We start from the raw sequence: 21,986 nt of genomic DNA, 5'->3' as shown, positions 1-21,986 counted from the left end.
GAGACGGGTGCGATGGCCGCATCCTTCGCCGACCTGCATGCCCGTGCCGCCGCCCGCAAGGGCGGCGACGCGGCGCTGGAAGCGCTGCTGACCAATCCGAAACCCGCCGCCGAGCTGGCGGCGATCCCGGACGACCGGTGGCTCTCCGACATGACCCGGCGGATCTTCCAGTCCGGGTTCAACTGGAAGGTCATCGACAGCAAGTGGGACGGGTTCGAGGCCGCGTTCTGGGGCTTCGATGTCGGCCGCTGCGCCCTGATGAGCGACGAGGATCTGGACGCCCTGGTGTCCGATTCCCGCATCGTGCGCAACGGCGCGAAGATCCGTTCGGTGCGCGAGAACGCCGCCTTCCTGCAGGATCTGGCAGCCGAATACGGATCGGCGGCCAAGTGCTTCGTCGAGTGGCCGGCCGAGGATTATGCCGGGCTGCTGGACATGCTGAAGAAGCGCGGCTCCCGCCTCGGCGGCCGGGTCGGGGCGATCACGATGCGCTTCATGGGCCGCGACGGCTACGTGCTGTCCGAGGACGTGGTCAAGGCGCTGATCCGCGAGGGCGTGGTCGACAAGGAGCCGAGTTCGCGTAAGGACATGGCGGCGGTTCAGGCGGCGTTCAACGCCTGGGCGGCGGAGTCAGAGCGCCCACTGTCGCATATCAGCCGGGTTCTGGCCTTCGGGGTGGGGTGATTCCCTTCCTCGCTCTCTTCCTCACTCCCCGGCCTTGTGCCGGGGCCTACGCCAGGATTGCAAGGGCGGAGGCGTTTCTTTGAGCCGGCCGCCGGGCGCGCTTTTCCGTAGGCCCCGGCACGAGGCCGGGGAATGGCTGATGCGAGGAGAGGGGGCGTTGCGCCTAGCTCACGCCGCCCGTGCGACCACGAAATCCATCACCCGCGGGTTCTCGCGCTGAAGCGGGCCGACGCCGAACAGTTCCTGCCACATCACCTCGTGGAAGAAGAACTTCGTCGTGTTGACCACCACCTGCAGGATCACCAGCACGCCGGCCGCGAAGGGCTGGCCGATGAAGACGTAGTCGATGCCGGCGTTGATCGTCGTCACCACGACCCGGTAGGTGAAGGCCTTGTACCCGGCGACGGTCGCGTAGGTCCACGCGTTCTCCGCTTTCGGCTCCACCTCGGCCTCGATGATCGCCTTCTGCCGGGCGTATTCCTCGAGGCTGACCGTGCCCGACTCCCGCAGCACTTCTAGTTGAGCAAGGCGTTGGGCCCGGTCGGTGGCCTTGCCGGTGAAGGCGATGTCGTCGAACGGGTTGGCGAAGCTCGTCCCCTCCGCCAGCGGGATGCGCAGCCCCTGCTCCACGGCGGGATAGATCGAGCTGGCCCAGGCGGCGACCGCCTGCACCTTGGCCAGCGGCTCCGGCGCATTGGCGATGCGGCTGGGCAGCCACGGCTCCAGCGCCGTGCCGGCCGCCGGCGCGCCCCGTTCCATGGCGGCGAACTGGTAGCGGACATTCACCGCGTCGTAGCGGTTGGCGACCCGGAACCCGGCCTCCACGAAGAGCTGCGGGACCGCGAGCCCGTTGGCGTCGGCATGGGTCTTCACCGCTTCGTCGATCGGGCGGACCGTGTCGCCGAGCCAGGTGGAGGAGGCCGGCAGCACCCACATGCAGGATACGTCCCAGCCGCTCTTGTAGCGGGTCAGGGTGGCGTAGATGTCGTCGCGGCTGCAGTCGCTGGCGATCCCCCAGCCGTCGGGATGGGCCAGGGTGTTGACCACGATCTCGACCGCGTCGGCGACGATGCCGTCCTCGGCGCGGACCAGGGTGATGTGGCGGATCGGCCCATAGTCTTCCGGATTGACCTGGGGGCCGTATTCCGGCTGGGAGATCCGCGCGAAGTCGACGGCGATGACCGTATGAGGGCCGGCGGGCAGGGGGATGTCCTTGCCCGAGACCCGCAGGACGTCGCTGACCGTGTCGCCGACGGAGATCGCCGAGGCCGGGGCCGGGAACAGGATCACGGCCGTCAGGGCGAGGCCGGCGAGGAGGGAGGCGAGACGGGCGCTCATGACCGCTTCTCCACCGGCTGGGCGATATAGCCGAACTCGACCAGTTCCGATCCGTCCCGGCGCTGGCCGGCGATGTAGGAATCCCAGGCCAGGTCGTTGGCGATCTGGGCCATCGAATGGGTGACGACGATCGCGGTGGTGATGTAGCCCGAGACCGCGGCGCTCACCGTCACGATGTAGGCGAGGAGGTAGTCGACCGAGACCCGGAACAGGTTGAACGAGATCATCTTGGCGACCAGGGTCTGGTAGTAGCTCTCCAGGGTCGGCGGCGGCGCGGTGTTGTCGACCGCGGCGAAATAGGCGGCGAGGTCGTCCTGGCGGATCACCCCGTCGGCGGCCAGATCCTCCAGCGCGCGCTTGCGGGCGGCCTTGCTGGCGCGGCCGATGGCGCCGGGATCCACGCTCCCGTCCTCCACCAGGGCCAGGGGCTGCGGCACGGACAGACCGTGCAGACGCTCGGACAGCCGGCCGCGCAGGCCCGCCTCGAACAGTTCGGAGGTCAGTCCGGCCCAGGCGTTGAGGTCGTTCACCACCGCGTATTTCTGCGGGTCGTCGACCACGGTCTCCGGCGTCCAGACGGAGATCGAGGGGGCGAGGGTGCCGAGTTCCAGCCCGTCGAAGTGGTAGCGGGCGTCGAGAATGTCGTGGCGGTTGGACAGCCGGAAGCCGACCGTCAGCCATTCCATCGGCAGGGCGTAGCCACCCTCGGCGGCGAAGGCCTTGGCCGCCTCCCAGGCCTCGGTGCCGCTAGCGGCGGGCCGGGAGGTCTCGGTCACGAAATAGCAGAAGCCGTCGACCGCGGTCCGGTACAGGTTCAGCTTGGCCAGGACCCCGTCGCGCAGGCAGGCATCCGTGGTGCCCCAGCCCTCGGTCACCGAGATGGCGTTGGTGTTGATCTCGACGATGCCGCGCACCTTGTCGCCGTTCAACTGCAGGAGCACGGCATTCTCGATGGTCCCGTACGCGCCGGCGACGCCGGACACGATGGTATTGTTGCCGAGGCCGGCGACGGTCCACGTACCTTCGGGCAGGGGAACCTGCCGGCCGCGCAGCTCGGCGAAGCCGGTCAGGGTCTCTCCAACCTCAAGCGCGTGCGTTTGCGTGGACCAGAAGGAGAGGCAGAGCGCGGCGAGAAGGATCGCGCGGCCCTGATGCCGCCAGTCGCCGAGAAGTACGCGGAGCATGCGTAAAACCCCACAAAGTTGTGCATTCGACTATGAAAAAGCCCATCGGACGGTGCGTCCGATGGGTCCTGGGATTACTGCTGGAGCATCACCACGGTGTTCGTCGTCTCCACCGGGCCGGTGGCCACCTCCTCGGCGGCCGGCTCGGAGAAGACGTACAGGCCGCTGATCAGGCCGATCGCCATGCCGCCGATGGCGCCGATCAGGCGCGGCTCCATCACCGTATAGGTGCCCGCCGTCGTCAGCGCGCCATCGATGGCGCCGGCCGTCGCGGTGTAGCCGGCCGCGACCGTGGCGGGTGCCGAGAAGATCGGGGTCAGGGCCCCGTTCACCGCGCCGGCGGTCGCCGCGTAGGCCGACCCGACGGTCGGCGCCACGGCCGGCAGCACATAGGGCAGCCCATAGGCGCCGATGATCGTTCCGGCCAGCGTCAGCGCAAAGGTCTGCGCCAGGGTGGTGGTGGTGTCGGCGGAAGCCGGCCGGGCGACACTCAGAAGCGCCACGAGCGCCAGGCTGGAAACAGTCAGAGTTCGCCGCATCATTCCCCTCGCATTTCTGGTAGGTCGGTGAGCGTAGTCAGGTTCATAACCCGCACTTACCATACGCTTGTTACAAGTATGCGCGGAAGCCACGGTGAGGGGCAATCTAATTCCATAAAGATTGAAGGATAAGCGACCGTTCCGGCGGTCAGTCCGGCGCCTCGAGAATGAGCCGTTCCAAAGCCTTCGGTGCGGTGACGGAATCGATCAGCGCCGGGGCCGCCGCCAGCAGCCGCTGGCGCAGGTCGGCCGCCCTGTCCCTGTCCCGGCCGAGCTGCACGACGCGCTCGACATAGGCGTCGGCGGACGTGGTCTCCAGTTCCGCGCGCATCCCCATCTGGGTCAGCGGCGCCAGGGTGACGCGGCCGCGCATCATGTCGGTGGGCAGGGTGACGATGGGCTGGCCGAGGACAAGGCTCTGCATCGTGGTGTTGCCGCCGTTGAAGTGGATCGTGTCGAGCACGACATCGGCCTCGCGCATGACGCCGAGATAGCGGTCCAACGGCAGGCGCGGCAGCAGCTTGATCCGCTCGAGCACCGCCGGCCGGTCGGCATTGGACCGGTGCAGACGCTCCAGAAGTCCAGTGGTCATGTGGCGGTAGATGCCGGGGGCGTCGAACAGCACGACGGTACCGGTCGGGTCCTGCTCCAGGATGTCGCCCAGGATACGGTCATAGGCGGGGTGCATCTTCACCGGCGTCTGGCCGCAGAGATACACCGCACCGCTCTCGGGCAGGCCGACCTCGCCGCGCGGTACCGGGACATGCCGGGTGCGCTCTTCGCCATAGGCGATCGCCAGGCCGTCGACCAGAACCGGGGTCTCCGAGTAGTGATCACTGCAGTCGTCCGGTTCCATCCAGGCCGAGGTGAAGAACCGGTCGACCGTGTCGATCCCGGTGGTGACCGGGTGTCCCGGCAGCACGATCTGCAGCGGGGCCAGACGGGCGAAGGGGAGGAAGTAGCTCATGGCCGTCATGCCGATATCGGCGAAGATCAGGACGTCGAGCTCCATCTCGGCGAGCCGCCGGCGCACGGTTTCCAGAACATGCGGGAGGGTGATCACCCGGTCGGCGATCAGGGCGATCTTGTCGTGCATCTCCTGGGGCAGCAGACCGATATGGACGACCAAGACCTCGATCTCGTCGCGGTCCATCATCCGCAGGTGTCCTTCGGTCATGTGGTAGACCGAGTGGTCGCGGAAGAACTCCGACACGAAGGCGACCCGCCGCTTTCCCGGCCGCCGCGCCCGGCCGATATGCGGGGCCGTCATGGTCAGCATCGGGCAGGTGCGCCGGTAGAAGGCGCAGAGCCTCTCCATCAGCGCCCGGTCGTTGACGCCGTGATAGGCCAGCGCGAAGGGAACCGTCCCCACCTCGTGAATCGGGTCGCGGATCGGATCGAAGCCGTCGCGTGCGCACAGGGTCTCGATCCGTTCCCGGATCTCGTGGATCTCGTCCTCCGAGGTCAGGATGTGCGGCAGCAGGGTCGCGGCCCTGGCGGCGTGACCGGCCTCGCGCGGCCGCAGGGTGGCTGCGGTGGCCGCCATGTCGCGGGCTTCCTCGAATTTGGACATGCGGTGCGCGCAGACCGCCCCGGTCACCCAGGCCTTCGGGTCCGCGGGGGCCGACGCGAGGGCGCGGCGGGCGAGTTTCAGGGCCCGGTCGGCGATCCCCTGGGAGCGGAACACCTCTGCCTGGACCAGGGTGGCCTCATGGGCCATGGGATTGATTACCGCGGCGCGCCGCGCCGTCTGTTCGGCGCGCGCGAGTAGGCCGAGGGCGAGCAGCCGCACCGCGGAGAGTACCAGATAGGCCGGGTCGGTCGGGACCAGGACGGCGGCACGCAAACCGTTGTCGGTCGCCTTGCCGTCAGACTGGGCGGCGAGCACCGCATAGCCTCGCGCCAGGTGCGGATGGGCGATCAGCGCCCGTCGGATCTGCCTTGCCGGGATGGCCGCTTCCGGCGGCAGGCCAAGCGCCTGGAGCACATGCTCCAGATTGCGCGGATCCAGTGCGAAGACCTGGCGGAAATGGCGACCGGCCTCATCATAGTGTCCGATTCGCCCCTCGACGCTCGCCAGCAGCTGGAGCGGGCCGACGGAATGGGGCATCGCCAGACCGAGCCGGCGCAGGTCGCCGGTCGCCTCGATCAGGCGCCCTTCACTCAGGCGGCTTTGCAGCCGTTTGGCGATGCTGGCGATGGGGAGCGCAGTTCCGGTCAAAAATCGGCTTCCTCTGAGATGCGATCCTTCATGGGGCAGACTGAAGAGAAACGGGCTAGATTACAGGATGTCGATCGGAGCGATCACGGTCTCTACCATGACAATGTTCCAAGGGCACGGCCATGACTTTGCGCTTTCCCGTCGCGCGTCCCAGTCTTCCGACTGCCGATGCGATCCTGCCTTATCTCCGGCAGATCGACGAGTATCAGTACTACTCGAACTTCGGTCCCCTGGTCGGTGAGGTCGAGCGTCGGCTGGCGGAGCGCTACGGTGTCGATCCGGCCTGCGTGACCACCGTCTCCAACGCCACCGCCGGGCTGACGGCCGCGTTGCAGGCGGAGGCCAAGGCGCGGCGGCGCAACGTAAATGACGGCCCGGCCTATTGCCTGCTGCCCGCCTGGACCTTCGTCGCCACCCTGCATGCGGTGTTGGCCGCCGGGCTGGAGCCCTATCTGGTCGATGTGGACGAGGACAGTTGGGCGCTGACGCCGCAGGGGGTGGAGAGCGCGCTGGAACGGGTGCCGGGCGAGCCCGTGGCGGTGGTGCCGGTATCGCCCTTCGGTCGGCCCTACGACATGGCCGCCTGGGACGATCTCTCCCACCGGACCGGCTTGGCGGTGGTGGTGGATGCGGCGGCCGCCTTCGACAAGGGGTCGGTCGGGCAGAGCCCGGCGGTGTTCAGCCTGCACGCCACCAAGGTCCTGGCGGCGGGCGAGGGCGGCTTCGCCGTGTCGACGGACACCGACCTGATCAACGAGATCCGCAAATGCATCAATTTCGGCTTCCTCGGCGACCGGGTGGCGCAGAGCCGAGCGATCAACGGCAAGATGAGCGAGTACCATGCCGCCGTGACCCTCGCCGCGCTCGACGCCTGGCCGCAGACCCGCAAGGTGTTCGACGACATCGCCCATGCCTATCGGGACAGCTTCTCCCAGGACAACCGGATCCGGCTGCTGCCGGGCGGCGCCGACGACTATGCGTCCTCGACCGTCATGCTGATGCGCGACGAGGCGCTGCCCGAGGGGTTCGACGAGGCGCTGGCCGACCGCGGCGTGGGCACCCGGCGCTGGTGGGGCGGCGGCGTCGCCAAGCAGGTCGCCTATCGCCGGTTCAGCTCCGACCTGCTGCCGGTCACCGACTGGCTGGCCCGGCGCTGCATCGGTCTGCCCTGCTATCCGGGTCTCAGCCGGGACGACATCGCCGAGATCGCCGCCATCGTCGGCGACACCCTGCGGGGCCGCTGACCCGCCGATGACGGCCGCGTTGCCCATCGGCGGTTTCTTCGGCCTGGAGCCGGCCGGCGAGCCGCTACGCGCCGGCAGCGTGCTGGAGCGCTGGACGCAGGGAAGCGGCTGGCTCGGGTTTCACAATGCCCGCAGCGCCGTCGCCCATCTGATCCGCAGCCTGGCGCCGGGGACCGTCTGGCTCCCGCGCTATCTCTGCGCCGATATGGACGCCGCTGCCGGAACCTCCGTTCGCGGCTACGGCGTCAACCTGGCGCTGGAGCTGGACGACCCGGCCTTCGAGACGGCATTGAGCCTGGGCGATCTGGTGGTGGCGGTGGCCTATTTCGGGGCGCCGGTCTGCCCGAGGCTGCGCGGGCTCGCCGCGCGGCGGACCGACGTGACCTGGCTCGAGGATCGCGCCCAGGCACTGGATCCGGGCGAGGGGGTGCCCGGCGCCTGGCGGCTCCACAGCCCGCGCAAGCTGCTCGGCGTCGCCGATGGCGGCGTGTTAGTGGGACCGGTCTCCACCCTGCCCGTGCCGCAACTCGCACCTGCGCCTGTCGGACATGACCGGGCCGCCAGGGCCCGGGCGGCCGCTTCGAACCTGGAGGAGGTGGCGAAGGCCTACCGGCTCTATGTGGAGGTCGAGCGGTCCCATACCGTCGCCGATTTCGCGTTGTCCGAGGCGACGCGGGATAGTCTCGCGGCATCGGCGGTCGACGAGTTGGCGGCGCGGCGGCGGGCGAATTTCTCCACCCTGGACGCCCGACTGGCGGCGCATGCGGCCCCCCTGGCCGGGCGGCTTCGCGATGCCCGCGCCCCGTTCGGCTATCCCCTGTCCCTCGCCGGGCGACGCGACGCCCTCGCCGCAGCACTTGCCGCCGAGGGCCTGTTCTGCGCCGTGCACTGGCGTGACCTAGGGCAGGCCGCGGCTGGGGATGCGGTCGCCTCGACGTTGCGCGCCGGCATGCTGACCCTGCCGGTCGATCACCGCTACGGTGCCGCCGAGATGGAACGGCTGGTCGACGGCGTGCGGCGGGCCCTGGCATGAGCGGACCCTATGGCAGACGGTCCTATGTCGAGAGCTTGGCCGGCGACGGCGACTGGGCGGCATCGCTCTGGGGCGGGCATGTGCTGCTGCGATCGGTCCCCGGGGGCGACGCGATCGATGCGGCCAGCGCCTATCCCATGGGTGGGTTTGATGCCCAGACCGACCCCGGCGCGGGGGTGGAGGCGATGCGCGCGGTGGGGGCCGTCTCCCTGTCGGTCGTCGCCGATCCGCTCAATGCGCCGGACGCGGCCTGGATGGCTCGGCATGCGGATGTCCACCGCCGCCTGAAGACCCACTACGTGCTCGACCGCGACGCCGGACCCTTCACTCCGTCGAAGCATCACCGCTACGAGATCCGCCGCGCCCGGCGACAGGTGACGGTGGATCGCGTCGACCTGGCGGAGGTCCTGCCCCGGTGGGAGCATCTCTACGGCCATCTTTCCGAGCGACACGAGATCGCGGCCGGTTCGCGCCTCGGCGCCCGGCATTTCGCTGCCCTCGCCGGCGATCCGCAGGCCCTGGTCTTCGCAGCGCGGGTCGCGGGTGAAATCGTGGCGATGTCGATCTGGCTGAGCGACGGCGAGGTGGCCCATAACCACCTCGGCGCGTCCAGCGAAGCGGGCTATGAAGCCGGTGCCAGCTACGCGCTCTATGCCGCGGCGATCGAGGCGCTGCCGGACTGCCGGGTGCTGGATCTGGGCGGCGCGCCTGGCTTCACCGACGACCCGTCCCATGGTCTCGCCCGTTTCAAGCGCGGCTTCGCCAATGCCGAGCGGGCGACCTGGCTGAGCGGCTTCATCCTGGACCGGGCCGCCTACGACGCGGCCGTGGCGGCCTCCGGCGTCGATCCGTCGACCGGCTACTTTCCGGCCTATCGCGGGCGGTGATCAGCCCGGGTCAGGGTCATGGCGATCGCGGCGACCGGTCCGTGTCGCTTCTCGACCTGGCGCCGGCCCGTCTCCACGAACCCGGCATCGGCATAGATCCGGCGGGCGGCGGCATTGTTCTCCAGCACCTCCAGCCGCACCGCCTCGGCGTCGAGCTCTTCGAACGCGATCCGGAGCGCGTCGGCCAGCGCCCGTCGTCCAAGCCCCTGGCCGCGCCGGGTGGCGGTGCCGATGAAGATGTGGAACTCCAGGGTGCCCGGCGCGTCGTCGGGGGCGAGCAGGTAGACGCAGCCCACCATCTCCCCCTCGACACACAGGGCGTAGCGGTGGTGGGGGCCCTGGGGCAGCCAGTGCCGGGCCATCCAGTCCCGCGCCTCGTCCCAGGCCACCTCGCGCCGCGCGCCGACCAGATGGTCGTAGAGTTCCGGATCGCGCTGCCAGTCGTAGATACGCCGGAGGTCCGCCTCCTCCAGCGGCCGCAGGGACACCGTCATTCCCGCTCAAGCACCACGAAGATGGAGGCCGTCAGGTCCGGATAGGTGAAGCCGAGCTGGAAGCAGCCCTCCAGATAGGCGTCGCTCATCACCTCGCTGCCGAACAGCTTGTCGAACTGGAAATTGGCCAGCGGCTTGAAGAAGATCCCGCCGCGATGGGCGATCTTCAGCCCGGCCTTGCGGGAATCGCTCTCCAGGGTGTCGAGCACATAGGTGCGGCGGTGGCCGTGCTTCACGTCGCTCGGCGTGAGCGCGGTACAATGCTCGATCAGCCCCATGGCGACGGCGATTCGGCGCGAGGCGGCATGGCCGTTGGGAACGACGATGAAGGCCCGCCCGCCGGGGGCGAGAAGCCGGCCGATGCTGGCCAGCGTCTCCACCGGATCGACCACATGCTCCAGCACATGGACCAGGAACACCGCGTCGTAGCGCTTCTCGGTGACGAAATCCTCGAACAGGGTCTGGTGGAACTCGCCGGGGTTCTTCAGCCGGCCCTTCGTGACCGCCAGGAACCGCTCGGCCGCGTCGACGACGTCCACCTGGCCGAACCGCTCCTCCAGCAGGACCGTCAGGTCGCCCTTGTAGCAGCCCATCTGCAGGCAGGCGCCAGCGGACGGCATCCACGGCTCCATCGCCCGCATCATCCAGCCGCGCATGCGCACATCGAACTCGCTCTCGTCGTACTCCTCGACGAGGTCGTTGACGTAGGCGAACTCGATGTCCTTGGCGTTGGCGTCGCTCATCTCGGATCCTCAGCGGTCTTCCCGGTAGAACCGGTGCTCGGGCGGATTGTACCAGTCGTCCAGCGATTCGGGCACGCGGGCGTACCAGCCCAGCCGGCGTTTCAGCACCTCGCTCGCCCCTGCCACCCGCTGTGTGCCGAGCTGCTTCACGTGGTCGATCTGCGGTTTGAAGAAGGGCGGTGTGAAGGTCAGGGTCAGCGCCCGGCGGATGCTGTCGGACCGGTTGGCCCCGGCGGCATGGAGCAGGCGCGAATCGAACAGCAGCACGCTGCCAGCCGGCGCCTGATAGATGGCGACCTGCCGGTCCCGCTCGGCGCGGTCGAGGACGCGGTGAGAGCCGATATCCAGCAGGGTCCCGCCATTCTCCTCCGTGAAGGGGTCGAGGGTGATCAGCATGTTGATCATCAGCCGCAGGTCGTCGCCGGCGGCGAAGGCGCGCAGGTCCCGGTGCCAGCGGTGCAGATAGGCGCCGCTGGCGGCCGGCCGGTTCATCAGCCCGCCGAACGAGTTGACGATGAAGCTGCCACCGAGGAACGCCTCCAGGACGTCGGCGGTGGGCAGGGTCTCGATCAGCGCGGGGAAGCTCTCGTGGCTGGCCAGGACGTGGTGGGCGATACCGGCATCCGATGTCGCCATGCCCTTGGTCCGCATCACCGCGGCGCAGTCCTCCACCGCCGCGTCCAGCCCCGTCCGCAGCGCCTCCACCCGGTCGGGCGCGAGAATGCCGGGGAAATCGACGGCGCCGTCGCGGGCCAGGATCGCCAGGGCGGCGACGGTGTCGCCGGTACGAACGGAGGTGATGGCAGCGGACACGGGCAACTCCATCGGTGTGATCGCGCCCAGGATATCCGCCCGGCGCGCGCTATGCACGGGTGGTGGCATCGACGCGAAAAATCCATCATAAACAAACCAGTAAGCGCCGCATCGAACTGGGAAGGTTTCCGGATGCCGATCACCTGGGCCGCGAGTCAGTCCGGCGATTTCCTTGTCTTCTGGTATTCCGGAGAGATCACCCGGGACGAGGTCGTGGACAGCCAGATCGCGTCGGGCACCGTGCTGCGCCGGGGCGGCGAATTCGCCACCCTGATCATCTTCGAGGCGGATCTGCGCGCACCCAACGCCACGCTGGAGAGCATGAAGGAACTCTATCTCAGCCGCGGCGAGCAGTTGAAGGCGATCGGCGCCCGGCGGCGGGCGGGAGCCACGTTGCTGTCCGATTCATCCTCCGCCCGGATGCTGATGCCGCTCTGGAACGCCCTGCGCGACCTGTCCGACGTCGATATCAGCTTCGCGATCTTCGAGAAACTCGAAGACGCGCTCGGCCATCTGGAGATCGATCCGGACTACGCCCGGGAGGTCATGGAGCGGCGGCAGCCGGTGCCTTCCACCCGCTGACCCGTGCGCGGTCAGCCGGCCGTGGAGGCCGAGTCCGTCAGGGTGGACGGCTCGATCGTCTTGAAGAACCCGGTCACGGTCTGCCCGTTGGCGGAGAGCGGCAGGATCAGCCGGACATAGCTCATCGGCGACCCGGCGATCGGCACGAAGGTCCGCCGGGCGAGGGTCGGCTTCCGGTTCTGGGCACAGCCGCGCAGGGCATCGGTGACGACCGCCGCGTCGCGCTCCTCGAAGAAGGCGCGCACCGTCATGCCCTGCGCCTTGAAGGCGGCCTTCTCGCCGATATAGGTGCCGACCATCCGCACCGCGGCGTCGCGCTCCGCCGGCAGGTAGTCGAGCAGCATGGTATAGTCGAGCACCGCCTCGGGCAGATCCGACACCTCGAGCGAGGCCGGCAGATCGTCCCCCTGCCGCTTGGCTTCCCAGGCCCGCAGGCAGGCGGCGAGCATCGGGAACGCGCCGATCTCGTCCAGCGCGAGCTCCTCCTGGGTGCTTGCGCTGCCGTGCACCGGGGACACCGTCTCCGCGTCGCCCATGGCGTCGTCCTCACTGCGATGGTCATTACGCATGATCGTCATCCCGGCGGGCCCCCTTCGTTGCTTCGGCCTCCTGCGGCCGGCTGACCCGACGCTGGCGGTAGATCGCCGGGTCGAAGTCGCTGAACCGGATGGTGATCAGCCGGTGCAGGTTCTCGATATCGCCTATTCTCAGATCGGCCGCAGCCTTCCCCATCTCGTTCCAGGCCCGCAGGATGGGCGCCAGATCCAGCGCCCAGGCCCGCAATTCGTTGATCGCCGGCCAGGTGCGTTCGGTAAGCTGGTCGCGGTCGGACATCGCACCCTTGATATCGTTCGCCAGCATGTCCAGGGCCATGGTGCGTTTCGTCGCCCAGACGATGACATGGCGCAGCTTCCGCGCCGCATCGCGCACCCGATCCTGCTCGGCGAAGGCCTCGCGTCGGACCGCCAGGGTCGCCATCTCGCCGACCATGCGCTGGCAGGCGGTCACGTCGTCGCTGAGCTGCATGGCGTAGACGGCGGCATCCAGATGGTCCCTGAGGACCTGGACGACCCGGGCATCCCGACGGGTATCCACACCGATGAGCTGGCGGGCGATCGTCTCGGCCGGATCGCCCTCGGCCTTGGCACCCTCGCCGGCGCTTTGGGCGCAGAGCGCTTCCAGGATCCGGCGCTCCACGCGCTTGGCCGTGCGCGGCTGTACCTGCCAGGAGGGCCGGCCGCTCAGGATCTCCGTCGGAACCGGATCGCCCGCCGATACCGTCTCGCGGTACAGCAGCGCCGGCTCCACAAGCCGCAGCAGGGCAATGTCCGGGTGCCCGGCCGACAGGTCCGCGGCCCCCGGCACCGTCGTCAGCGGCACAGTTGCCCGGTTGCCGCCGAAATCGACGCGCAGCACCGGCTGGCGGTCCGCGGTCCGCTCGAACACGGCGTCGCGTTGCCTCAGATATGTGGACGTGAAGCCGAACGTACCGCCCGTTTCGCTCGGGCTGCCCGTTTCCGACATATGCGGCATTGAACCCATGACCGTCTGGTCGCTCCGACCCTCTGTGAGCAGAAAGACATATTTTCCTTAGATTGATTTTAAAGAGTGTTACCGCCGCCGAGACTCCGTGGCCCCCATGGCGGCGTGCTGCCGCATCCGTCTATAGTCTCGCCCCTATGGTTAACCGGCACCGGCAGGAGGCGCGACGGCATGGCCACTTCCTATCCCCGTGACATGGTCGGCTACGGCCGCACGCCCGTGAACCCGAAATGGCCGGGCGGGGCCCGGGTCGCGCTGCAGATCGTGATGAACTACGAGGAGGGTGGGGAGAACGCGATCCTGCACGGGGACGCGGCCTCGGAAGCCTTCCTGTCGGAGATGATCGGCGCTGCCCCCTGGCCCGGGCAGCGCAACCTGAACATGGAATCGGTCTACGAGTTCGGCTCGCGCGCCGGCTTCTGGCGGATTCATCGGGAGTTCACCCGCCGCAACCTGCCGCTGACCGTCTATGCCGTCGGCATGGCGATGGAGCGCAACGCCGAGGTCGGGCCCGCCATGGTCGAGGCCGGCTGGGAGGTGGCGAGCCACGGCTACCGCTGGATCGACTATCTGAACGTGCCCGAAGCGGTCGAGCGCGAGCATGTCACCCGGGCGATCGCCGCGATCGAGACGGCGACCGGCCAGCGCCCGGTCGGCTGGTATACGGGACGGGGCAGCGCCAACACCCGCCGCCTCGTCGTTGAGCATGGCGGTTTCCTCTACGACAGCGACAGCTATGCCGACGAGCTGCCCTACTGGACCCGCGAGTTCGGGGCACCGCATCTGATCGTGCCCTACACGCTCGACGCCAACGACATGCGCTTCGCGGTCAACCAGGGCTTCAATTCCGGCGACCAGTTCTTCGCCTATCTGCGCGACAGCTTCGACGTGCTTTATGCCGAGGGGGCGGACCAGCCGAAGATGATGTCGGTCGGGCTGCATTGCCGGCTGGTCGGTCGGCCGGGGCGGTTCGCCGCCCTGCAGCGCTTCCTCGACCACGTTGAGAAGCACGACCGTGTCTGGATCTGCCGGCGCGACGCGATCGCCCGGCACTGGCACGACCACCACAAACCGGGAGATGCCTGATGGCGGGAGACTACAGGATCGACGTGATGACCGAGACCGACGTGGCGACGGCGGTCCACTGGGCGGCGGCGGAGGGCTGGAACCCGGGCAACCGGGACGCCGCCTGCTTCCGGGCGGTGGACCCGCAGGGCTTCCTCGGCGGCTATCTCGACGGCCGGCTGATCACGTCGATCTCGGTGGTGAACTACGATCCCGCCTTCTCCTTTCTCGGGTTCTACATCGCCCATCCCGATCACCGGGGGCAGGGTTACGGCTACCGGCTCTGGCAGGCCGGCATGAAGCATGCAGGCGACCGGCTGGTCGGGCTCGACGGGGTGGTAGCCGAGCAGGAGAACTACAAGCGCTCCGGCTTCGTCCTGGCCTATCGCAACATCCGCTACGGCGGCGCGGTGACCGTGATCCCGGACGCCGCACCGGGGATCGAGATCCAGGCGGTGACCGAGGCCGGTCCACAGGTCGCCGCATTGGACCGCACGGTGTTCCCGGCCGACCGCGTCTCGTTCCTGGAGGATTGGTTCTCCGCCCCCGGTCACCTGGCCCGGGCCGCCTATCGCGACGGCGCGCTGGCCGGCTTCGCGGTGGCGCGACCCTGCCGGTCGGGCTGGAAGATCGCCCCGCTGGTGGCGGCCGACCGGGCGGTGGCCGAGACCCTGCTGGCGGATCTGCTGCCGGCGGTGGGGATGGGCGCCGAGATCTATCTCGATACGCCGGAGCCGAACCCGCAGGCGACCGCCCTGGCCGAGGCGCTCGGCCTCGCGCCGGGCTTCGAGACCGCACGCATGTACACGGGCCCCGCCCCCGCGCTAGACATCCCCAGAATCTTTGGGGTGACAACGTTCGAGCTGGGCTGAGCCCGACCCGGCGCGCCAGGAGAAATGCCGCACCAGCAGGCCCCGGACGGGCCGGAGAAAGGATCATCATGTCGCTCGCCATGAATCGCGAGGTGTTCATCACCTGTGCTGTGACCGGGTCCGGTGGCACCCAGGACAAGAGCCCGCATGTGCCCCGCTCACCGCAGCAGATCGCCGAGAGCGCGATCGACGCGGCCAAGGCGGGGGCCGCGGTCGTCCACTGCCACGTCCGCGACCCGGAGACCGGCGCGCCGAGCCGCAAGCTCGAGCTCTATCGCGAGCTGACCGACCGGATCCGCCATGCGGAGGTGGACGTGGTGCTGAACCTGACCACCGGCATGGGCGGCGACCTGACCCACGGGCCTGTGGAGAGCCCGCTGCCGCTGAGCGAGAAGGGTACGGATCTGGCCGGCGCGTCGGAGCGCATGGCCCATATCCGCGAGTGCCTGCCGGAGATCTGCACCATCGACTGCGGCACCATGAACTTCGCCGAGGCCGACTACGTCATGATGAACACGCCCGGCACCCTGCGGGCCATGGGCGGCATGATGACCGAGCTTGGCGTGAAGCCGGAGATCGAGGCCTTCGACACCGGCCATCTCTGGCTCGCCAAACAGCTCGTCGCCGAAGGCGTGATCACCGGCCCGGCGCTGGTGCAGCTCTGCATGGGCGTGCCGTGGGGCGCGCCGAACGACCTGCACACCTTCCTCGCCATGGTCAATGCGATCCCCGAGGGCTGGAGCTTCTCCGCCTTCTCGCTCGGCCGCGACCAGATGCCCTATGCCGCCGCTTCGGTGCTGGCCGGCGGCCATGTCCGGGTCGGGCTGGAGGACAACCTGTACCTGGAGCGCGGCGTGCTGGCGACCAACGCCCAGCTCGTGGAGAAGGCCGTGACGGTGGTGGAGAACATGGGGGCGAAGGTGGTCGGCCCGGACGCGGTCCGCACTATGCTCGGCCTCACCAAGCGGGCGCCGAAGGGATGAGCGCGCTTCCCAGGAAGGCGGCGATCCTCGGCGCTGGGGTCATCGGCTCCGGTTGGCTCGCCCGGCTGATCGACAGCGGCGTGGACTGCGCCGTGTTCGATCCGGCCCCGAATGCCGAGGCGAAGATCGCCCCGGTGCTCGATAACGCGGAGCGGGCCGCCGCCGCCCTGATCGACGCGCCGCGCCCGGCCAAGGGCGCCTGGTCCATGGTCGGCTCCATCGCCGAGGCGGTGGCGGGGGCCGACCTGATCGTCGAGGCGGTGCCCGAGCGGCTGGACGTGAAGCACGCGGCCTACCGGGAGATCGAGGCGGTCAACAGCGACGGCCTGATCGCCTCGTCGACCAGCGGCTTCAAGCCGAGCGTGTTGCAGGAGGGCATGGCCCATCCGCAGCGGCTGATCGTCGCCCACCCGTTCAACCCGGTCTATCTGCTGCCGCTGGTGGAGATCGTCGGCGGGTCGGCGACGGACAAGGCGGTGATCGACCGGGCGATGGCGCTCTACACCGAGCTGGGCATGAAGCCGCTCCACCTGAAGGTGGAGATCGACGCTTTCGTCGCCGACCGGCTGATGGAGGCGCTGTGGCGCGAGGCCCTGTGGCTGGTGAAGGACGGGGTGGCGACGACCGAGGAGATCGACGACGCCATCCGCTACGGCTGCGGGCTGCGCTGGGCGCAGATGGGGACGTTCCAGACCTTCCACATCGCCGGCGGCGAGGCGGGGATGCGGCACTTCATGGAGCAGTTCGGCCCGGCCCTGGCCTGGCCCTGGACCAAGCTGATGGACGTGCCGGAGATGACCCCGGAGCTGGTCGACCGCATCGCCGAGCAGTCCGAGGCCCAGGCCGGCGGCCGCACGCCCCGCGACCTGGAGAAGATCCGCGACGACAACCTGGTGGCGATCCTCAAGGCCCTGCGCGGCACCGGCTGGGGGGCGGGGCAGGTGCTGGCCGAACACGAGGCGCGGCTGCGGGGGAAGTGAGGCGCGGACCTCACGTCAGTTTTCTCATCTTCGTCATCCCGGACGCTCCCGGACCCGATCCGGGGGCGGGCCGGGACCCAGCGGCAGCACCATCCCAAGGTCCCGGCCGACCCCCGGGTCGCGCCCGGGGTTCGCCGGGATGACGGTTGATTGGGTGGGTTCCCCCACTTTCCGCGACGCACAATTTGAAATCCGCGGCCATCTCTGTCAGCCTGTGGTCAGGTGTCGACGAGAGCCGAAACCATGGACCGAACCGACGCGTAAGCTCGATGCCTGGTCCGAACCCCCTACTGGAAGGGGATCCATATGAAGTTGACCACAGACCAGACGGCTGCCGTCCAGCGGCAGACCGGTGCCGACCCGTTGCCGGAAGACAATCCGACGATGGGCCAGCTCCGCGAGATCTTCGGCGAGCACACGTTCTACGTCGCCGAGCAGGGCCTGGTGGTTCCCGAGACCACACCGGAACCGGCGGCCGCCGAGGCCTCTGAAGACGGCTCGGTGGAGTTCATGCTCGTGGCCGTGTGGGCCGGCGAGGACAAGCAGTCGCTGCAGCCGATCGAGCCGCAGCCGACCGGCATCAAGCTGGAGCTGGCGACGGCCCACTAAGGGGCGTTTCCCGAAGAACGACGGCGGCGGCCTGCCGGGTCGCCGACCGGTGGCGTGTGTCCCGACGCTTCAGGCGGAGACGGACACGCGACAAATTCGTGCGTCCGGGTGAGAGAGGGAACGGGCAAGCGGCCCCACCCTCTCTCGTGCCCCGGGGGTTTCATTTTCCTGAACATCTCCCGCCCCATTTCTCTCCCCGGATTCATTCCGGGGCCCACGCAAGTGCGTGCGGCGGGCAACGGTGAGTAGTCGCCAACGCCGGTGCCGCATTACGGGTAGGCCCCGGAATAAATCCGGGGAGTGACAGGAGGAGGGTTTGGGAGGGGAGGTGAGCGCTGCCCCCTCTCACGTCCCGCAGAACGTCGCCTTGACCTCTTCCTCAGGCCGAGGCGGCTGCTCGTAGCGCTCCATTCCCGGCTGGGCAGCAAACGGCGTCTGCAGCACCGCGCGCAGGTCGTGCAGCGGCTCCACATTGCCCTCCTCCACCGCGGCGTCGAGGGCTGCCTCCACCTGGTGGTTGCGCGGGATATAGGCCGGGTTCACCGCCCGCATCGCCGCCTGCCGAGCGGCATCGTCGCGGCTCTCCGAGGCCAGCCGCGCCCGCCATGTGACGGCCCAGGCGTCGAACGCCGCCGGGTTCTCGAACAGCGCGCGAACCGGCCCGTCTTCGCCGCCCGCCCGGGTCAGGTCCGACAGCCGGCGGAAGGTGAGGGTGAAGTCCGCCTTGCCCTCCTCCATCGCCGTCAGCAGGCCGTCGATCACCTCGACATCGCCGTCCCGAACCGTCTCCAACCCGAGCTTGGCGGCGAAACGCGTCGTATGGGCGGCCCGGTAGCGGTCGGGGAAGGTGTTGATGATCTCCTGGGCGACGGCCAGGGCCTTCTCCTCGCTCTCGTCGATCAGCGGCAGCAGGCACTGGGCGAGGCAGGCGAGGTTCCAATGGGCGATGCCCGGCTGGTTGCCGTAGGCATACCGCCCGCCATGGTCGATAGAGCTGTACACCGTGCCGGGATGGTAGGTGTCCATGAAGGCGCAGGGCCCGTAGTCGATGGTATCGCCGGCCACCGACATGTTGTCGGTGTTCATCACCCCATGGATGAAGCCGACCGACATCCAGGCGGCGATCAGCTCGGCCTGCCGGCCCGCCACCGCGTCCAGCAGGGCGCTATACGGGTTCTCCGCCCCGCGCAGTTCCGGATAGTGGCGGTCGATCACATGGTCGGCCAACAGCTTCAGCGCCTCGGTGTCGCGGCGGGCGGCGAAGAACTGGAAGGTGCCCACGCGGATATGGCTGCGGGCGATCCGGGTCAGGATGCCGCCGGGCAGGGCGCGCTCCCGGAACACCGCCTCGCCGGTGGTCACCACGGCCAAAGAGCGCGTCGTCGGGATGCCGAAGGCGGCCATCGCCTCGCTGACGATATACTCGCGCAACACCGGTCCAAGGGCGGCGCGGCCGTCGCCCATGCGGGAATAGGGGGTCGGGCCGGAGCCCTTGAGCTGGATGTCGCGGCGCACGCCGGTGCGGTCGATGACCTCGCCCAGCAGGATCGCCCGGCCGTCGCCGAGTTGCGGGACCCAGCCGCCGAACTGGTGGCCGGCATAGGCCATGGCCAGCGGCTCGGCTCCTTGCGGAATCCGGTTGCCGCCGAGCACCTGCGCGCCTTCCGGGCTGCGCAGGAAGGCCGGATCGGGGCCCAGTTCGCGCGCCAGCTCCTCGTTCAGCAGCAGCAGCTTCGGTGCCTGGACCGGCGTGGGGTCGAGCTTGGTGAAGAACCGCTCCGGCAGGCGGGCATAGGTATTCTCGAAGGGGAACAGGGTCGCACCCCCGGTCGCGTCCTGCGGCGCCGCTTCGGCCATGGCATGCTCCTTGGGCTCGGTGATGCCCGATACTTGGCCCGTATCGCGCCGGACGCAAGGCCGTGGCTTCCGCCGGCTCTCCGCCACTCCTACACTACCCCGGTAACCAAGGAGGTCGGTCATGAAGATGAACAGCGCCGAACTGGATGCCCGCCGCGATGTCGCCGCCGCCCATCGCCTCGCCGTGCTGCACGGGCTGAACGAGGGGGTCTGGAACCATATCAGCCTGATCTCGCCCGACGATCCCGACGCCTTCCTCATTTCTCCAGGCCACATGCACTGGTCCCAGGTGACCGCGAGCAACCTCGCGCTGATGAACAGCAAGGGCGAGCTGCTCGGCGGCGGCCCGGCCCCGATCCGGGCCGGCTGGATCATCCACTACCCGGTGCACAAGGCGCGGCCGGACGCGAAATGCGTGATCCATGTCCACTCGCCCTACATCACCGCCATGTCGATCCGAAAGGACATGCGGTTCGAGCCGCGCAGCTCGCAGCAGGCGGCCCGGTTCCACGACGACGTGGTCTATTACGAGGTCTATGACGGCGTGCTGTCCGGCGAGGACGAGGGCGAGCGCATGGCCGAAACCCTGGGCGACAAGCGGCTGCTGATGCTGCGCAACCACGGCGCCCTGATCGCCACCGACAGCATCGCCAAGGCCTATCTCGACGTCTACCAGCTCGAGCGCGCCTGCATGTATCAGCTCCTGGCGACGGCCGGCGGTGGGGAGATGGCGCTGATCCCGGAGGATGTCTGCGCCGAAATGGGGAACCTCGCGCGCAAGGGCCAGAACCTCGCGCACTGGGAGGGCTTCAAGCGCTGGGTCGAGGCCGAGCAGCCGGATTACGCGCACTGACAGCGAGGAGAGAGGAGGGGCGGATGACCGCGTCCTGGTCGATCGGCGGCGAGTATATGGAGAGCTGCAACTGCGACTATCTCTGCCCCTGCATCTACACCAACCCGCAGAGTGAGGTGACCCACGACCACTGCATCGCCCTGATGGTCTACCGGATCGACAAGGGGAGCTACGGCGACGTCTCCCTGGCCGGACTGAAATTCGCGCTGGTGATCCATTCCAACAAGGTGATGGCCGATGGCGACTGGATCTTCGCCTGCGTCGCCGACGCGGGCGCCGACGCGGCCCAGCGGGCGGCCTTGACCGAGATCCTGTCCGGCCGGGCCGGCGGCCGTCCGGCGATGATCCACGACACTCTGGTGGGCGAGTTCCGCGGCATCGCCTTCGCGCCGATCTCGTTCCAGATGGACGGGCTCGACCGGTCGACCGATGCCGGGCTGTTCTCCTTCGCGATCAGTGGCGTGGCCTCGCGTGTCGGCAGCGGCGAAGTGATCTCCATCGACAACGTCTCCCACCCGGCGAATTCCCGCCTCGCGCTGGCCCGGACCAGAGAGATGCACCTGCACGGTTTCGGCCTGGACCTGGATCTCTCGGGCATGGGCAACAACGGCCATTTCGCGCCCTTCGCCTGGAGTAACTGACCTCCGATGACCGGGCCGCACTCCCTGGAGGCCGCGATCGCCCGCGATCGGCGGCTGGTCGTGTCCGCCATCCTCGGTCTGACGGCTCTGAGCTGGGCCTATCTGGTCTGGATGGCCGGGGACATGGCCGGCGATACGACGGGCGGCATGGGCAGCGGCATGCCCATGGCGATGTCGATGGGGCCGGCGGTCTGGACTCCGGTCTATGCCGTGCTGATGCTGGCCATGTGGGTGGTGATGATGGCCGGCATGATGCTGCCCAGCGCCCTGCCGATGATCCTGACCTTCGCGACCATCGGCCGGCGTCGGCGCGATCGGGATCAGCCCCATGTGGCGACGGCCGTCTTCGTCTGCGGCTATCTGATCGCCTGGGGCGGTTTCAGCGTGGCGGCGGTGGCGGCCCAGTGGGGGTTGGAACAGGCGGCCCTGCTGTCGCCGATGATGGTGTCCACCAGCCCGGCCTTCGGCGGCCTGCTGCTGATCGCCGCCGGGATCTACCAGCTCACGCCGCTCAAGCATGCCTGTCTGCGCCATTGCCGCTCGCCCTTCGACTTCGTGCTCAACCGCTGGAGAGACGGCGCGGCGGGGGCGCTGCGCATGGGCGCGGAGCACGGGCTCTACTGCCTGGGCTGCTGCTGGGTGGCCATGGCGCTGCTGTTCGTCTTCGGGGTGATGAACCTGCTGTGGATCGCGGCGCTGGCGATCCTGGTGCTGATGGAGAAGGTGGTGCCCGGTGGCCATCGGATCGCCCAGGGAGCGGGCATTTTCATGGTGGCCGGCGGCGTGTGCATGCTCGCGTCCTGACGCGGCGGCCGTTAGGCT

General features: G+C 68.8%; 23 protein-coding genes. 13 read left to right on the top strand and 10 right to left on the bottom strand.

Annotated features, from left to right (window positions below):
* The first annotated feature begins 12 nt into the window (after positions 1-12).
* Positions 13-684 (top strand): DNA-3-methyladenine glycosylase I, encoded by a 672-nt coding sequence (locus ACOQOP_RS16120; protein ID WP_420562836.1) that lies wholly within the window; start codon positions 13-15, stop codon positions 682-684.
* Between the two features lie 168 nt (positions 685-852).
* Here ACOQOP_RS16120 and ACOQOP_RS16115 read toward each other — a convergent pair whose 3' ends face one another.
* The 4 genes from ACOQOP_RS16115 to ACOQOP_RS16100 all read right to left on the bottom strand — a co-directional run bounded on the left by ACOQOP_RS16115 (position 853) and on the right by ACOQOP_RS16100 (position 5,966).
* Positions 853-2,022, bottom strand: coding sequence for a DUF2061 domain-containing protein (locus ACOQOP_RS16115; protein ID WP_420562835.1), 1,170 nt, complete (start codon positions 2,020-2,022; stop codon positions 853-855).
* Entirely contained in the window at positions 2,019-3,206 is a 1,188-nt protein-coding gene (locus tag ACOQOP_RS16110; protein WP_420562834.1) for a hypothetical protein, read from the bottom strand. Before ACOQOP_RS16110 ends, ACOQOP_RS16115 begins: the two co-directional genes overlap by 4 nt.
* Before the next feature lie 74 nt (positions 3,207-3,280).
* Positions 3,281-3,745: a hypothetical protein gene (locus tag ACOQOP_RS16105; protein ID WP_420562833.1), complete on the bottom strand. Its 465-nt coding sequence runs from the start codon at positions 3,743-3,745 to the stop codon at positions 3,281-3,283.
* A 148-nt stretch (positions 3,746-3,893) separates the two neighbouring features.
* Positions 3,894-5,966: a hypothetical protein gene (locus ACOQOP_RS16100; RefSeq protein WP_420562832.1), complete on the bottom strand. Its 2,073-nt coding sequence runs from the start codon at positions 5,964-5,966 to the stop codon at positions 3,894-3,896.
* A 122-nt stretch (positions 5,967-6,088) separates the two neighbouring features.
* Between ACOQOP_RS16100 and ACOQOP_RS16095 the strand changes: the two genes are divergently transcribed.
* From ACOQOP_RS16095 to ACOQOP_RS16085, 3 genes are read left to right on the top strand one after another with little or no spacing between them, the layout of a single operon-like run.
* Positions 6,089-7,210 carry a DegT/DnrJ/EryC1/StrS family aminotransferase gene (locus tag ACOQOP_RS16095; protein ID WP_420562831.1) on the top strand — a complete coding sequence of 374 codons (1,122 nt, stop codon included), beginning with the start codon at positions 6,089-6,091 and terminating at the stop codon, positions 7,208-7,210.
* A 7-nt stretch (positions 7,211-7,217) separates the two neighbouring features.
* Positions 7,218-8,243 carry a hypothetical protein gene (locus tag ACOQOP_RS16090; RefSeq protein WP_420562830.1) on the top strand — a complete coding sequence of 342 codons (1,026 nt, stop codon included), beginning with the start codon at positions 7,218-7,220 and terminating at the stop codon, positions 8,241-8,243.
* Complete coding sequence (locus ACOQOP_RS16085) at positions 8,240-9,130, top strand: GNAT family N-acetyltransferase (RefSeq protein ID WP_420562829.1); 891 nt, start codon at positions 8,240-8,242, stop codon at positions 9,128-9,130. The genes ACOQOP_RS16090 and ACOQOP_RS16085 overlap by 4 nt, the downstream gene beginning before the upstream one ends.
* Here the strand turns inward: ACOQOP_RS16085 and ACOQOP_RS16080 are convergent.
* The 3 genes from ACOQOP_RS16080 to ACOQOP_RS16070 are packed head-to-tail and all read right to left on the bottom strand — an operon-like array spanning position 9,115 to position 11,180.
* A complete protein-coding gene (locus ACOQOP_RS16080; RefSeq protein WP_420562828.1) occupies positions 9,115-9,624 on the bottom strand; it encodes a GNAT family N-acetyltransferase in 510 nt (169 codons plus the stop codon). The genes ACOQOP_RS16085 and ACOQOP_RS16080 overlap by 16 nt on opposite strands.
* Positions 9,621-10,367 (bottom strand): class I SAM-dependent methyltransferase, encoded by a 747-nt coding sequence (locus ACOQOP_RS16075; RefSeq protein WP_420562827.1) that lies wholly within the window; start codon positions 10,365-10,367, stop codon positions 9,621-9,623. The genes ACOQOP_RS16080 and ACOQOP_RS16075 overlap by 4 nt, the downstream gene beginning before the upstream one ends.
* A gap of 9 nt (positions 10,368-10,376) precedes the next feature.
* Complete coding sequence (locus tag ACOQOP_RS16070; protein ID WP_420562826.1) at positions 10,377-11,180, bottom strand: phytanoyl-CoA dioxygenase family protein; 804 nt, start codon at positions 11,178-11,180, stop codon at positions 10,377-10,379.
* A 132-nt stretch (positions 11,181-11,312) separates the two neighbouring features.
* Here ACOQOP_RS16070 and ACOQOP_RS16065 point away from each other — a divergent pair, with 132 nt between their 5' ends.
* Entirely contained in the window at positions 11,313-11,762 is a 450-nt protein-coding gene (locus tag ACOQOP_RS16065; RefSeq protein ID WP_420562825.1) for a hypothetical protein, read from the top strand.
* Positions 11,763-11,773: 11 nt separating this feature from the next.
* Here the strand turns inward: ACOQOP_RS16065 and ACOQOP_RS16060 are convergent, their stop codons facing one another.
* Both ACOQOP_RS16060 and ACOQOP_RS16055 read right to left on the bottom strand, forming a co-directional pair.
* Complete coding sequence (locus tag ACOQOP_RS16060) at positions 11,774-12,331, bottom strand: PAS domain-containing protein (protein WP_420562824.1); 558 nt, start codon at positions 12,329-12,331, stop codon at positions 11,774-11,776.
* Positions 12,324-13,208 (bottom strand): hypothetical protein, encoded by an 885-nt coding sequence (locus ACOQOP_RS16055; RefSeq protein ID WP_420562823.1) that lies wholly within the window; start codon positions 13,206-13,208, stop codon positions 12,324-12,326. The genes ACOQOP_RS16060 and ACOQOP_RS16055 overlap by 8 nt, the downstream gene beginning before the upstream one ends.
* Positions 13,209-13,475: 267 nt before the next feature.
* Between ACOQOP_RS16055 and puuE the strand changes: the two genes are divergently transcribed.
* From puuE to ACOQOP_RS16030, 5 genes are all read left to right on the top strand, one after another.
* Complete coding sequence (puuE, locus tag ACOQOP_RS16050) at positions 13,476-14,390, top strand: allantoinase PuuE (RefSeq protein WP_420562822.1); 915 nt, start codon at positions 13,476-13,478, stop codon at positions 14,388-14,390.
* Positions 14,390-15,241, top strand: coding sequence for a GNAT family N-acetyltransferase (locus ACOQOP_RS16045; protein WP_420562821.1), 852 nt, complete (start codon positions 14,390-14,392; stop codon positions 15,239-15,241). Before puuE ends, ACOQOP_RS16045 begins: the two co-directional genes overlap by 1 nt.
* Before the next feature lie 68 nt (positions 15,242-15,309).
* Positions 15,310-16,224, top strand: coding sequence for a 3-keto-5-aminohexanoate cleavage protein (locus tag ACOQOP_RS16040; protein ID WP_420562820.1), 915 nt, complete (start codon positions 15,310-15,312; stop codon positions 16,222-16,224).
* Positions 16,221-17,204 carry a 3-hydroxyacyl-CoA dehydrogenase NAD-binding domain-containing protein gene (locus tag ACOQOP_RS16035; protein WP_420562819.1) on the top strand — a complete coding sequence of 328 codons (984 nt, stop codon included), beginning with the start codon at positions 16,221-16,223 and terminating at the stop codon, positions 17,202-17,204. The genes ACOQOP_RS16040 and ACOQOP_RS16035 overlap by 4 nt, the downstream gene beginning before the upstream one ends.
* A 306-nt stretch (positions 17,205-17,510) precedes the next feature.
* Positions 17,511-17,813, top strand: coding sequence for a hypothetical protein (locus ACOQOP_RS16030; RefSeq protein WP_420562818.1), 303 nt, complete (start codon positions 17,511-17,513; stop codon positions 17,811-17,813).
* A 345-nt stretch (positions 17,814-18,158) separates the two neighbouring features.
* Here the strand turns inward: ACOQOP_RS16030 and ACOQOP_RS16025 are convergent, their stop codons facing one another.
* Positions 18,159-19,670, bottom strand: coding sequence for a protein adenylyltransferase SelO (locus tag ACOQOP_RS16025; protein WP_420562817.1), 1,512 nt, complete (start codon positions 19,668-19,670; stop codon positions 18,159-18,161).
* Positions 19,671-19,791: 121 nt separating this feature from the next.
* Between ACOQOP_RS16025 and ACOQOP_RS16020 the strand changes: the two genes are divergently transcribed.
* Genes ACOQOP_RS16020 through ACOQOP_RS16010 form a run of 3 tightly spaced genes read left to right on the top strand, consistent with a single transcriptional unit; the run spans position 19,792 to position 21,968 of the window.
* On the top strand, positions 19,792-20,523 hold the full coding sequence (locus ACOQOP_RS16020; protein ID WP_420562816.1) for a class II aldolase/adducin family protein: 732 nt from the start codon (positions 19,792-19,794) through the stop codon (positions 20,521-20,523).
* Between the two features lie 23 nt (positions 20,524-20,546).
* A complete protein-coding gene (locus ACOQOP_RS16015) occupies positions 20,547-21,164 on the top strand; it encodes a DUF1326 domain-containing protein (protein WP_420562815.1) in 618 nt (205 codons plus the stop codon).
* 6 nt (positions 21,165-21,170) lie between these two features.
* A complete protein-coding gene (locus ACOQOP_RS16010; protein ID WP_420562814.1) occupies positions 21,171-21,968 on the top strand; it encodes a DUF2182 domain-containing protein in 798 nt (265 codons plus the stop codon).
* Positions 21,969-21,986: the final 18 nt, after the last annotated feature.

Origin of the sequence: Thalassobaculum sp. (genome assembly GCF_965223715.1) — a bacterium.
Lineage (GTDB): Bacteria > Pseudomonadota > Alphaproteobacteria > Thalassobaculales > Thalassobaculaceae > Thalassobaculum.
Note: the sequence above shows the minus strand (reverse complement) of the source record. Positions and strands in the feature narration are given on the sequence as shown.